9 protein-coding genes and 4 tRNA genes are annotated in these 13436 nt (G+C 47.0%); 10 read left to right on the top strand and 3 right to left on the bottom strand.

Annotated elements, in window-relative coordinates; translation table 11 throughout:
- The first annotated feature begins 24 nt into the window (after window positions 1-24).
- The 9 genes from trpE (at window position 25) to rimI (ending at window position 7542) form a co-directional block, all read left to right on the top strand.
- Entirely contained in the window at window positions 25-1521 is a 1497-nt protein-coding gene (gene trpE / locus ACZ5XY_RS03780) for an anthranilate synthase component I (protein WP_464743092.1), read from the top strand.
- A 160-nt stretch (window positions 1522-1681) separates the two neighbouring features.
- Window positions 1682-1757: transfer RNA gene (locus ACZ5XY_RS03775), tRNA-Thr, on the top strand.
- A 46-nt stretch (window positions 1758-1803) separates the two neighbouring features.
- Window positions 1804-1887 (top strand) — tRNA-Tyr (locus ACZ5XY_RS03770).
- 57 nt (window positions 1888-1944) lie between these two features.
- Window positions 1945-2018: transfer RNA gene (locus tag ACZ5XY_RS03765), tRNA-Gly, on the top strand.
- Between the two features lie 114 nt (window positions 2019-2132).
- Window positions 2133-2207, top strand: a tRNA-Thr gene (locus ACZ5XY_RS03760).
- Window positions 2208-2490: 283 nt separating this feature from the next.
- Window positions 2491-3681, top strand: coding sequence for an elongation factor Tu (gene tuf / locus ACZ5XY_RS03755; protein WP_464740329.1), 1191 nt, complete (start codon window positions 2491-2493; stop codon window positions 3679-3681).
- 124 nt (window positions 3682-3805) lie between these two features.
- Window positions 3806-5899, top strand: a complete 2094-nt coding sequence (locus tag ACZ5XY_RS03750; protein WP_464743091.1) for an HsdM family class I SAM-dependent methyltransferase — start codon at window positions 3806-3808, stop codon at window positions 5897-5899.
- Window positions 5900-5958: 59 nt separating this feature from the next.
- Window positions 5959-7005 carry a restriction endonuclease subunit S gene (locus ACZ5XY_RS03745; protein ID WP_464743090.1) on the top strand — a complete coding sequence of 349 codons (1047 nt, stop codon included), beginning with the start codon at window positions 5959-5961 and terminating at the stop codon, window positions 7003-7005.
- Between the two features lie 84 nt (window positions 7006-7089).
- Complete coding sequence (gene rimI, locus ACZ5XY_RS03740; RefSeq protein ID WP_464743089.1) at window positions 7090-7542, top strand: ribosomal protein S18-alanine N-acetyltransferase; 453 nt, start codon at window positions 7090-7092, stop codon at window positions 7540-7542.
- Window positions 7543-7546: 4 nt separating this feature from the next.
- Here the strand turns inward: rimI and ACZ5XY_RS03735 are convergent, their stop codons facing one another.
- From ACZ5XY_RS03735 to trxB, 3 genes are read right to left on the bottom strand one after another with little or no spacing between them, the layout of a single operon-like run.
- Window positions 7547-7981 (bottom strand): MerR family transcriptional regulator, encoded by a 435-nt coding sequence (locus ACZ5XY_RS03735; protein WP_464743088.1) that lies wholly within the window; start codon window positions 7979-7981, stop codon window positions 7547-7549.
- Between the two features lie 26 nt (window positions 7982-8007).
- Window positions 8008-8811 (bottom strand): leucyl/phenylalanyl-tRNA--protein transferase, encoded by an 804-nt coding sequence (aat, locus tag ACZ5XY_RS03730; RefSeq protein ID WP_464743731.1) that lies wholly within the window; start codon window positions 8809-8811, stop codon window positions 8008-8010.
- A 16-nt stretch (window positions 8812-8827) separates the two neighbouring features.
- A complete protein-coding gene (gene trxB / locus ACZ5XY_RS03725; RefSeq protein ID WP_464743087.1) occupies window positions 8828-9868 on the bottom strand; it encodes a thioredoxin-disulfide reductase in 1041 nt (346 codons plus the stop codon).
- Window positions 9869-10303: 435 nt separating this feature from the next.
- Here trxB and ACZ5XY_RS03720 point away from each other — a divergent pair, with 435 nt between their 5' ends.
- Window positions 10304-13414: a DNA translocase FtsK gene (locus tag ACZ5XY_RS03720; protein WP_464743086.1), complete on the top strand. Its 3111-nt coding sequence runs from the start codon at window positions 10304-10306 to the stop codon at window positions 13412-13414.
- The last annotated feature ends 22 nt before the right edge of the window (window positions 13415-13436 follow it).

Below are 13436 nucleotides of genomic sequence, written 5' to 3'. Positions count from 1 at the left end.
AAACAGGCTTAGAGATACTTTACTATGATGACTTTTGATGATTATCAAAGCTTTAAAGCCCGTGGCTTTAGCCATGCGCCACTGGTGAAAAAACGTCTGATGGACGCGCAAACGCCCGTTTCGGTCTTTTCCAAAGTCCGTGATTTAAGCGGTTCGGCGTACTTGTTTGAGTCGGTGGTTGGCGGCGAACGTTGGGCGCGCTATTCGATGATTGGGCTTGGTAGCGACTTGATTTTACAGTTTAGCGACGGTCAAATGACGGTTAAAAAAGACTGCGATATTGAAGTTAATGCTGTTGACGACCCATTTGCCTTTATCCGCAATTTAATGGCGCAATATAAAATGCCAACCGCTGAGGATTTGCCGACGCTACCAAGCTTTAGCGGCGGGTTGGTTGGCTATTTTGGCTATGATTTGGTTCGGGTGATTGAGCCAAGCGTTGGTGAGTCCTTTGCGCCAAACCCGATGACCCTCCCTGATATGTGGCTGATGCTGTCGATGAGCGTGATTGTTTTTGATAATTTAGAAAATACGCTATCGATTATCGTTTATGCTGATTGTAATGCCGAAGACGGTTACGCGACTGCCATCCGCGAGCTTGAAAAAATCGAAGATAAGCTTGCTGAAATGCCCGATTTAAGTACGCCAATTATGCCCACGCCCAAATTTGTCTCGCAAACGGGTCAGCAAAAATACTGCGATGATGTCAATAAAATCAAAGATTACATCTTGGCAGGCGACGTCATGCAGGTCGTTCCGGCGCAAAGACTTACCGCTGATTATTCTGGTGATTCCCTTGCCGTTTACCGCGCCCTGCGCTTTTTAAACCCCTCGCCGTATCTGTTTTTGGTTCACGGTTATACGCTCAATGACCACAAACGCTTTGATATTATTGGCGCGTCCCCTGAGATTTTATCGCGGATTGAAGACGGTAAAGTCACCGTTCGCCCCTTAGCCGGAACGCGAAAACGCGGTCAAGATGAAGCAGAAGACTTAGCGCTTGAAAAAGAACTGCTTGCTGATACCAAAGAAATCGCCGAGCACGTTATGCTTATCGACTTAGGTCGCAATGACATTGGTCGTGTTTGTAAATTTGGCAGCGTCAAGGTAACTGAAAAAATGTTCATCGAACGCTACTCGCAGGTCATGCACATTGCCTCAAACGTTGAGGGCGAAATACTGCCCGAAAAAGACGCTTTGGACGTTTTTTGTGCCACATTCCCCGCAGGAACGCTCTCAGGAGCGCCCAAAATCCGCGCCATGCAAATCATCGATGAGGTCGAGCCGGTTCGCCGAACTGTCTTTGGCGGCTCTGTCGGCTACTTGGGCTGGCACGGCAACATGGATACCGCCATTGCCATCCGCACCGCCGTTATGCGCCGTGGCAAAATTCACATTCAAGCAGGAGCGGGCGTCGTTGCCGATTCTGTTCCTGAATCCGAATGGGATGAAACCAACAAAAAAGCCTTAGCACTTGTGAAAGCGGTAAAAATGGCTTGCGATGGCTTGAGAATCCGTTAGAATAGGAAAGGTAAGGTAATAATAGTAAAAAAATCGCAATTAAATTAATAGTACAATCAACCAGTTAATGGTTATTTTAAATTTAATTGCGAAAAAGTTAAAAAAAGGGGTTGCGTTTTATCAAATATTTGCTAGAATACTCCCCACTTTAAGAGATCACGCCGACTTAGCTCAGTTGGTAGAGCAACTGACTTGTAATCAGTAGGTCGCCAGTTCGATTCCGGCAGTCGGCACCATCTTTTGAAGTATTGATTTAACAAGTGATTTGTTAAATCACAATCCGGTGGGGTTGGGGAGCGGTCAAACCCAACAGACTGTAAATCTGTCGCGAAAGCTTCGAAGGTTCGAATCCTTCCCCCACCACCATTTTTAAAGTCGTTCTTGAATGTCAAAGCTTGAATTAACCCTTTGATAGTCTAAAGTGCGGGCGTGGTATAATGGTAACACCTCAGCCTTCCAAGCTGATGACGCGGGTTCGATTCCCGCCGCCCGCTCCAATAAAGAACGTGGCTTGCAATAGCAACAACATATCACCTCAGTAAGAGTTACTGCGAGTGATATTTTTTTAAATCATAATTTTTAACGGATCGTTTATTAATTATGATGATTAAGCTCATATAGCTCAGCGGTAGAGCACTCCCTTGGTAAGGGAGAGGTCTTGAGTTCAATTCTCAATATGAGCTCCAAATTTTAATACGTGATTTTCTTATTTCACCTAAAGATGAAGCTTTGAGTGATATTGACTAGCATTATGAATCTCGGCAAATAAGAATTTAAAGGTAACACCGAGGTGTTGCCTTTTAGTGCTGTCAGAATGCTTTTTTCAAGCTTGTTTAATTGCAAGCTTAATTGATAGTAAGTTAGGTTTACCCATAGCGTCAACGGTTTGATGGTCGCTATCATAAGCCGTCAAGCAGCTATTTCACAATCTTTGATGTTTAAAGATTTAACAATAAAGAGGACTACCCCATGGCAAAGGCCAAGTTTGAACGCAACAAGCCTCACGTCAACGTCGGCACCATCGGACACGTTGACCATGGCAAAACCACATTGACTGCTGCAATTGCAACCGTTGCTGCAAAAACCTCAGGCGGCGAAGCTAAAGACTACGCAGCCATTGACAGCGCTCCTGAAGAAAAAGCGCGTGGCATCACGATTAACACCAGCCACATTGAATATGACACTGCTGATCGTCACTACGCTCACGTTGACTGCCCAGGTCACGCCGACTACGTTAAAAACATGATCACTGGTGCCGCTCAAATGGACGGCGCTATCTTAGTCGTATCAGCCACTGACGGTCCAATGCCACAAACTCGCGAGCACATCCTGTTGTCTCGTCAGGTGGGCGTACCTTACATCATCGTCTTCATGAACAAATGCGACATGGTTGACGACGAAGAATTGCTTGAATTGGTAGAAATGGAAGTTCGTGAACTTCTTAACGACTACGACTTCCCAGGTGATGATACCCCAATCATCAAAGGCTCAGCTTTAGAAGCGCTAAACGGCAAAGACGGCAAGTATGGTGAGCCTGCGGTTCAAGAACTTTTGAACACCCTTGACACCTACATCCCAGAGCCTGAGCGTGACATCGACAAGCCATTCTTGATGCCGATTGAAGACGTGTTCTCAATCTCAGGTCGTGGTACGGTTGTGACGGGTCGTGTTGAATCAGGAATCGTTAAAGTTGGTGATGAAATTGAAATCGTTGGTATTCGCCCAACTCAAAAAACCACCTGTACTGGCGTTGAAATGTTCCGCAAATTGTTAGACGAAGGTCGTGCTGGCGAAAACTGTGGCGTTCTGCTTCGTGGTACCAAGCGTGAAGACGTTCAGCGTGGTCAAGTATTGGCAAAACCAGGTTCAATCACCCCGCATACCAAATTTGACGCTGAAGTTTACGTGTTGTCAAAAGAAGAAGGTGGTCGTCATACTCCGTTCCTAAACGGCTATCGTCCACAGTTCTACTTCCGTACCACGGACGTCACCGGTGCCATCCAATTGCAAGACGGTACTGAAATGGTCATGCCAGGTGACAACGTTGAGATGGGCGTTGAGCTGATCCACCCAATCGCGATGGACAAAGGTCTTCGCTTTGCGATCCGTGAAGGCGGTCGTACGGTTGGCGCAGGTGTTGTTGCCAACGTTCGTGACTAATCCAAGCGTTCGCTAGTGATTAAAAAAACCGTCCGAGTAGGGCGGTTTTTTTATGGCTTGCGATTACCAAAAAAGCTAAGTTATGGGGTATGATAGGTCAATTTTAGATTATGGATAGTGAACGATGACGGCATCTTTAAAAAAAGCGGTAAAAAAAAGTCCTGCAAAAGTACAGTCTATTGAACCTGCCATTGCCGATTTAGCCAACAGCTGGCTTCGTGCTTATGGTTTGGGCTACTTTTTAGAACAAGAAAGCCCAAATGATAATATTCGCGAGGCGTTGAGCAAATATGAAAGCAAAGGCGGCGGGGTTGGCGGCAATCGTCCTGATGCGCAGTTGCTGCTAAAAGACCAACACGGTCATTTTTACCCTGTTTTGATTGAGTATAAAGGCTTAAAAGGCAAGCTTGAAAAGCTCAACGCAGACGGTCAAGTTGATAATCAAAAAGCAGACAACAGCCCAAATTTTAAATATATCAAAGACTTTGCGGTCAATGGCGCGGTTCATTATGCCAACGCCTTATTGCACTATACCAGTTACAGCCATGTCATTGCTATTGGCATGACGGGCTATAAAGATGGCTACGGCAACATTCAGCATGAGCTTGGCGTTTATTATGTGGCGCGCTCAAACCTTGGTGTGGGTCAAAAAATCGGTCAATTCGATGATTTGTCATTTTTAGCAAAAGAGCATTTTGATGGCTTTATTGAGCGCGCAAAGCAGCTTGATTTGGGTCAAGAGCAGCTGTTTAAGGCGCGCGAGCAAAAAGAGCGGGCGATTGATACCAGTCTTGTCAAACTAAACAACGACATTTATCGCGATGAAAAAGGCTTGGGCGAAAATGAGCGCGTTTATTTGGTAGCAGCAACCATCATTGCAAACTTAGGGGTCAAAGATGATGACCAAGAGCTTGTTGAGCCGCTGACGGTCACCCAACTTGACAAGTTGCGCGTGAGTGAGAAAAAGACCGATGGTCAGATTATCCTTGAGCGCATTGAGCAATTTTTAACTGCCAAAGCCGTTCCTACCAACAAAAAAGAGCTGATAACCCGAACGCTTGCCAATACGCTACTTAATGACAACATCAACAAAATTCGCGACAATGAGGGTCAAAGTCAGCTCAGACGCGTCTTTGATAAAATCATCGATGATTTGGGCATCTATTACAAAATTGGCTTGACCACTGATTTTACGGGCAAGCTGTTCAATGAGATGTACGGTTGGCTTGGCTTTACCCAAGATAAGCTTAACGATGTGGTGCTGACGCCGTCTTACGTGGCAACGCTGCTTGCTAAGCTTGCGCGCGTCAATAAAGACAGCTACGTTTGGGACTTTGCCACCGGTTCGGCAGGACTTTTGGTTGCAGCGATGAATGAGATGCTGGCGGACGCCAAAAATACGATGAACTCGCCGCAGCTGCTCAAGCAAAAAGAGCTGAATATCAAAGCCAATCAGCTGTTGGGGCTTGAGATTTTGCCCAATGTCTATATGTTGGCGATTTTAAACATGATTTTGATGGGCGATGGCAGCTCAAATTTGCTTAACTTGGATTCGGTGAAAGACTTTAAGGGCGAATATGGCTTGGGTAAAGTGGATAAATTCCCTGCCGATGCGTTTATTTTAAATCCGCCGTACTCTGCTGATGGCAATGGCATGATTTTTGTGGAAAAAGCCTTGAGCATGATGAAAAAAGGCTACGCGTCGGTGATTATCCAAGGTTCGGCAGGGTCGGGCAAGGCAAGTGAGTTTAACCGCCGGATTTTACAAAAAAATAGCTTGATTGCCAGCATCAAAATGCCTATCGATATTTTTGTGGGCAAGTCGAGCGTTCAAACTTATATTTATGTGTTTAAAGTCGGTGAGGCGCACCATAGCGACAATACCGTAAAATTTATCGACTTTAGCAATGACGGCTACACCCGAACCGCGCGTAAAAAAGCCAGTAATAACCTAAAAGACACCGCCAACGCCAAAGAGCGCTATCAGGAGGTGGTCGAGTTGGTGCGCTTTGGGGCGAAAAAGCGCCATTATATCGGCGAGCAAGACTACCATGAGGGCACAATCGACCCCAAAAGCGGCAGTGACTGGAATCAGTCCGCGCCCATCGATACCAAGCCGACGTTGGCGGACTTTCAAAAGACCATCAGCGACTATCTGGCGTGGGAGGTGGGCAATTTGCTCAAGCAGCGCGGTGAGGACGACGCACTGGGAAAGTAGCCGCCCCGCTGAACGCGCAGTTAGCCGACGTTGAGTGGGGGGAGTTTAGAATTGGCGATTTGTTTACTATCGGTACAGGTTCGCTTTTGTCTAGCAATGAATTAACTATTGGAAATATTCCTAGAATATCAGCTAAGTCTGATAATAATGGAGTTTTAGGGCATTTTGATACCGTGGATAATGTAAACGCTAGACATGCGGAAAATTTTATCACAGTGAATTTTTTTGGTGCTAATGGTGGAGTTTTTTATCATCCATATAAAGCAAGTGTTGAAATGAAAGTCCATATATTGAAAATTGCAGATATAAATCTGAGTAAAGCTACAGGAACATTTCTTGCTAGCGCTTTAAGAAGAAGCCTAACAGGTTTTGATTATGGTAGTCAGTTATCTAGTTCAAAACTAAGGGAGCTAGATTTCAAAATCCAACTTCCCACCAAAAACAATCAGCCTGATTTTGAGTTTATGGAACAGTTTATCGGTCAGCTTGAGCAAAGCTATTTTCAGCGTTTGGACGATTATTTAAGCGTGACCGGACTTAATGACATTGAGTTGACGGCAGCAGAACAGCAAGCGTTGGCGGAGTTTGAAAGTTGGGAGTGGCAAAGCTATAACCTAGAAGCTTTATTTGGAAAATCAACCCGTGGTAAGCGTTTAAAAAGTGCAGATAGAATAGTAGGCAGCTTGCCATTTGTAACGGCAGGTGAGGCTGATGAGGGTGTGTCGGCATTTATCGGAAATGATGTACAAGTATTTTCAAGAAATACAACGACCATTGATATGTTTGGTTCTGCCAAATACCGAAATTATGACTATGGCGGCGATGACCATATTGCTGTGGTACATACTCAAGATTTACCAAAAAACGCCGCAATTTTTGTCACGTCAGCTATTCATAAAGTATCTTGTGCAGGGCAGTTTGACTATGGAAGAAACTTTTATGCTAAAGATGCCGACGCTTTAACTATCCAACTTCCCACCACCAACAACCAACCCGACTACGCCAAGATGGAAACTTTAATTTCGGCGCTGCAAAAGCTGGTGATTGGTGAGGTGGTGAACTATACCGAGGAGCGATTGCAACTGACCGAGGCGTTAGTCTGCTAAACTAAAGCATGACCTTTACGCGAACCAAACCTAAACCCACCGCGCTACAGTGACGTTGGCGCGGTTTGGTAGTGATGCTCAAATATGATAATGATTGAAAAGCCGAACAAGCAGCAAATCCAAGCCGTGGCGGCAATTGAAGCACTCGTTCAGTCGGTTGATGCTTGGAGCGCAGCAACGCTCACGGAACTGTTAGCGCAGGGCAGCTATCATTTATTGTTGGCAGTAGAATCAGGCGTTATCAAAGGTTACTGCTTATATCAAATCTTGTTTGAGCAAGCGGAAATCTTACGGATAGGGACGCATCCTGATTATCAGCGCCAAGGGATTGCCAGTCAGTTATTTAGCGCCCTTCACGAAACGCTTATGAAAAATAACGTCATGCAATTGATGCTTGAGGTTCGCGCGGACAATGCAGCGGCTATTACCCTTTATGAACGTCAAGGCTTTAAAACGATTCATCGCCGAAAAGGCTACTATCAGCAGCCCAATTTGCCTTCAGTGGATGCCTTGATTTTGCAGCTTGAGTATCAATAAGCCGTTAAGGTCGGGACAAGGGTTTTTTACAGTCGGCATGGCTTAGCTGATAGCTGCTGTCGGTTTTCATGCGATTTAACACGTCAATGCGCTCAGACAACAGCTCAATCATGCGGCTGATATTGGCTTGCTGTTTTTTTAGCTGCTCAAGCTTTTGCTTGGTGACAATAAGCTGCTCGTCAATATCCAGCTGACCGTCGTAGTAGTCATTTAAGCTGTCTTTAAGCTCGGTGAGGGTAAAGCCGATGGCTTGGGCGCTTTTAATCAGCTCAATGCGCTCGATACATTCAGGGTGAAACTCGGTATAAAGCCGCGACCCTGCTTGGCGCTTTCGGGATTTGAGCAGCCCCAATTGGTCGTAATGGCGAACGGTGTCTTTGGTGGTGTTGGCTTGCCGAGCAAGCGCGCCGATAAGTAAAAACTCTGAATCTGCGGACATAGGGTTATTTGATAATCAACTAAAAATTAGTGGTGGATACATTGCCAAGGCTCAGCTGCTAACAGCTGACTGACCGGCAGCGGCTGATAGTTTGCTGACTGCCAATGGGCATTTGCCCCCTCAATCAGCTTGGGCAATTGGGCTAAAAACTCGGCACGCGGCATGGTAACTGCGCCGAGGCTCATTAAGTGCGGATTAGGCAGTTGACAATCCACCAAAGCCACACCGCTTTGGCGGCAAAGCTGCATCAGCCCCCAAAATGCCAGTTTTGAGGCATTGGACGCTTGATGAAACATCGATTCGCCAAAATAAATCTGCCCGATTTTAACGCCATAAAGCCCGCCGATAAGTGACTCATTATCATCCCAAACTTCGATGCTATGGGCAAAGCCGATTTGGTGCAGTCGCTGATAAGCCTCAATCATGGCGTTATGAATCCAAGAGTGCGCGCCATCAAGGGGAGCGTCCTGCCTTGGTAAGCTGCAAGCTTGAATCACGTCAGCAAAAGCGCGGTTGAGCGTTAAGCGCCAACGCGAGGTTTTGGCTTGTTTGATTAAGGATTTACTTGGGCAATGGTCGCTTGGGATAATAATACAGCGCGGCTCAGGACACCACCACGCTTGCCGGTCACCCTCATTAAACCAAGGAAACAAGCCTTTAGAATAAGCCGAAATCAGGGTATTCGGGGCTAAATCGCCGCCCAAGGCGATAAATCCCGTACCGTCAGGGTCGACAAGCGTTGGGTCAGGAAAGGCGAAGCGGCTAAGATAATGCAGCGTCTTAGCTGAAACGTTAGGTTTGTGAGCAAGCCAAATGAGCGCTTGCTCCAAATCGTCTGAGGCAGGCTTACTGCTCAAAGGTTTCTACCGCTTCTTTATCAGCCGTCAAGGTTGAGGCGTAAGTATGGTCATGGGCTTGAGCTTCGCCGACGGCATCTAAGTATTTTTCGGCATCAAGCGCTGCCATACAGCCGGTGCCGGCTGAGGTGATGGCTTGACGGTAAACATGGTCGGCAACGTCACCTGCCGCAAAAACCCCTTCAACACTGGTTTGGGTGGCATTGCCATTTAGACCGCTATTAACGATTAAATAGCCATCTTTCATTTCAAGCTGACCTTTGAACAAATCGGTATTGGGCTTGTGACCAATCGCCACAAACACGCCAAAGACATCAAGCGTTTTGGTGCTGCCATCAAGGGTTGATTCAATCACCACGCCATTGACGCCCATGTCATCGCCGATAACTTCTTTAACTTGATGGTTCCATTCGATTTTGATGTTGCCGTTTTTGGCTTTTTCAAATATTTTATCTTGCAAGATTTTTTCAGAACGCAAGCTGTCTCGGCGATGCACCAAGGTGACCTCGGCGGCAATATTAGACAAATAAAGCGCCTCTTCAACGGCGGTATTGCCGCCACCGATGACCGCCACTTTTTGGTCTTTGTAAAAAAAGCCGTCACAAGTGGCGCAAGCCGACACGCCAAGACCTTTAAATTTTTCTTCGGACTCAAGCCCTAAATACTGAGCGGACGCGCCGGTTGAGATAATCAGGGCATCACAAGTGTAGCTGCCGTTATCGCCGGTTAAGGTGAATGGGCGCTTGGTTAAATCAACGTCGCAAATGTGGTCATAAACCAATTCCGTACCAAAACGCTCAGCATGAGCCTTCATACGCTCCATGAGGGCAGGACCAGTTAAATCATGAGCGTCGCCCGGCCAGTTATCAACCTCGGTGGTGGTGGTCAGCTGACCGCCGACCTGAAGCCCTGTGACCATGACCGGTTTTAAATTGGCGCGAGCAGCATAAACGGCAGCTGAATAGCCGGCAGGTCCTGAGCCTAAAATAATGAGTTTTTCGTGGCGCGGTTGGGTGGTTTGGGTACTCATAAAAATTCCTTAATCAGTCGATTGGGTCGGAGGTTGGCAGGGATTGAGCGTAGTTTTAGTTGTTTTGCTGACAAGCCAACGCTTGGGCGTAGTCTAACATAAGGGCAGTTACTAAAAAGTGCAATTTTGCTAAAATAATCATTGTCATTATTGTAATTAATGATAGCTTTTGTGGTTTGAATAAAACAGTGAAGATTTCTTTTGGTCACCGTCACCCGTGAAGCTATGTATTTGTTATTATAAGAAGTTATATTAAGGGTAATTGAGACGCTTGGCAATTGTCATGAGGGATTGGTCTCGCAGGCTGAGGGTTGGTGATGCAAATTTAATTCCCCGATTTTAAGATCTTGAGCAATCCTCAGCGGTAATCGGCATCGTTACCCATTTAATATCATTTTGACCTAAAATAGAAATGATCAACAAGGCAGATTTTTTGTGATATCAGCGCTTCTCATCGAGTATTTTAAAAAAGGCATTTTTACCCTGCTTGGGGCGATGCTTGCAGTATATTTGTTTGTCATTTTGCTCACCTTTACCGGCAATGATCCCAGTTGGTCGCACATCAGTAGCGACATGACCACCGTCAGCAATACGGGCGGCGCGATGGGCGCTTGGCTTTCTGATGTGCTGTATAGTTTCTTTGGTTTTGGCGCGTGGTGGCTGATTGCCTTTTTGGCTTATGAGTCGATTTGGCTTTGGTGGGGCAATAAATCCACCTATTGGCTGGTCAGAATGGTTGCCTATGTGTTTTTATTATTAAGTGGCAGTGCCTTGTTGACTCAGTTGACGACCTTGTTGAACTGGTTGCCCAATTGGGCAATGATCCGCCCCTCAGGCGTGATGGGCGGCATTGCAGGGCTTGAGTTGCAATTGCGCTTGGCAAAGCTACTTACGCCTTGGGGCTGCGTGCTGTTTTTGACCTTGTTTATGCTCATTACCGCAACGTTTGCCTTTAACATTCATTGGCGCTCCGTGTATCAAAGGCTGACCAACTGGTCTTGGCTTGGAACGGGCGTTAAAGAGGTTGATGATGGTAATAGCATTGCAAACTCTCAGCTGACCGATGATGCCAAAGCGAAGTTGACCACTGCCAAATCGGCATCGTCAGTCAACTCTACCGATGATGCGGTGGCAACTGAGCCAAGCGATTTGTCGCAAGCCTTGAGTGATTTTTTAGCCAGCTCAGGATTGATGGCAAGCGTTCAGGCATCGCTTGCCACTGCCCCAAAAAGTGCAGACCTCGAAACTCCCGTGCCGCCGGTTAATCCCAAAAGCTCCGCAAGCGATGGTAACCAAAGCCCCTCGGCAGTGAAAACCACTAAAAGTTTTTTGACCAACCCTTTTTTAAATAAAACTAAAGCGCCGGAACCTGTAGTGCAGCAACCAAAAGCGGCTTGGAATGATTCAGCTCAGGTGGATGAGGGACTGATTGAGCCGGCGCTTGCCCCTAGCTTTGCAGCAAAACCCAGTAGCTCGTTTAGCTACTCGATTGTTGAAGATGAAACGGTCGCGCCAAATGAAAAAGAGCCGCAATCTGCCGCCGAGGTTGATGATGAAAACGTCATCACCGAAGACTTAATGCAGTTGGCAATGAACCATAACCGCTTAGCGGCGGCAGTTAAATCAAGTCTTGCTGAAGCTAAGGTTTTGGTTGCAGAGGCGGATTTTGAGGACGAGCTGACCGAGGAGTGGCAAGAGGAAGATGATAATCTGCAAACGATAGCTGAAAGCGTTGAAGATCCGCTAGCTGATTTTGATTGGGAAGATGACGCGCTGATTATTGACGAAAATAGGGCTACTGAAACGCAAGTTGAGCCCATCGAAGATAACCGGCTTTTGGACATGACCCCGACCAATACGCCACCCTCAAACCCTGCTGCGCCGGCAACAGCGCTTGATGAGAGTGACAACTTTGAGCCGTCTATTACGTTTGATGTTCCAAAGTGGCAATCTGATGACGCGGTTATTGATTCAATGACTGATGAGCCAAGCTTTCCTGATATTTTTGATGATGCCTCTTTTGCCACGCGCTCACGAGCCATGCAAACAGCCGCTTACCGCGCTCAGTTAACGCCGATTCCTGAACTTGATATTTTGGATAAACCTGACCCGAACCAAGAGCCAAGCTATACGGCAGAAGAACTTGAGCAGTTGTCTGAATTGCTTGAAATTAAACTGCAAGAATTTAATGTCAAAGCAGAAGTGGTCACCGCCATTCCGGGACCTGTGGTAACGCGCTTTGAGGTGGAACTGGCCGCCGGCGTGAAAGCCAGTAAAGTCACCAACATATCTCGCGATTTAGCGCGATCATTGTCCATGGCGTCCTTGCGCGTGGTCGAGGTGATCGCCGGAAAGCCCTATATTGGTATTGAAGTTCCGAACAAACAGCGCGAAATGGTGCGCCTCATTGAGCTGCTTGACACCAAAGCTTATCAAGACAGCAACAGCCATATCAGTATGGCAATGGGCAAAGACATCAGCGGCAAGCCCATCATTACCGACTTGTCGCGAGCGCCGCATATGCTGGTTGCCGGAACGACTGGCTCAGGAAAATCAGTTTTGGTGAATGCCATGCTGTTATCCATGCTGCTTAAATACACCCCCGATGAGCTGCGCTTGATTTTAATTGACCCAAAACAGCTAGAGCTTGCCAACTATAATGACATTCCGCATTTATTGACGCCGGTCGTCACCGACATGACCGAGGCGGCAAGCAGCTTGTCTTGGTGCGTGGCTGAGATGGAGCGCCGTTATTTATTAATGAGCCTGCTAAAAGTTCGCAAATTGCATGAGTTTAACAAAAAAGTGCTTGCCGCTGAAAAAGCCGGTCAGCCGCTTATTGACCCAACTTGGCGACCCAACGACAGCGTTAGCATGGACAAAGCGCCCAAGCTTAAAACACTACCGCTTATTGTCATTGTTGCCGATGAATTTGCCGATATGATTATGCAAGTGGGCAAACAAGCTGAAGAACTGATCACAAGGCTTGCACAAAAATCGCGAGCGGCAGGGATTCACTTAATGCTTGCCACCCAGCGACCGTCGGTTGATGTGATCACAGGATTGATTAAAGCCAACATTCCCGTTCGTGCGGCGCTCAGAGTCAATTCAAAAGTGGACTCGCGAACCATTTTGGACAGCGGCGGCGCAGAAGACATGCTTGGCAATGGCGATATGCTGTTTTTAGGGCCGGGACAAATTGAGCCCGATCGCGTTCACGGCGCTTATGTCAGTGACGAGGAGGTCAACCGCGTTTGCGATGCTTGGCGCGAGCGCGGCGCTCCGGATTATATCGACAACATGGCGGGCAATTTTGAGCTGACCCCGCCCTCAGGAAGTAACGGGGCGGGCGCTTCCGGCGAAGATGATGATTTGTACAATGATGCGGTCGCCTTTGTGATGGAAACGCGAAAAGTTTCGGCATCAAGCATTCAGCGCAAATTTAGCATTGGCTATAACCGTGCCGCTCGAATTGTCGATTCGATGGAGGACGCCGGACTTGTCAGCTCGATGGGAAAAAGTGGCAAACGCGAACTGCTGATGTAAAAGTTATTGTGCTATGATTTTT

Source organism: Psychrobacter sp. GTC18467, assembly GCF_055397455.1.
The sequence above is the reverse complement of the archived record's forward strand: the minus strand, read 5'-3'. Positions and strand labels throughout refer to the sequence as shown.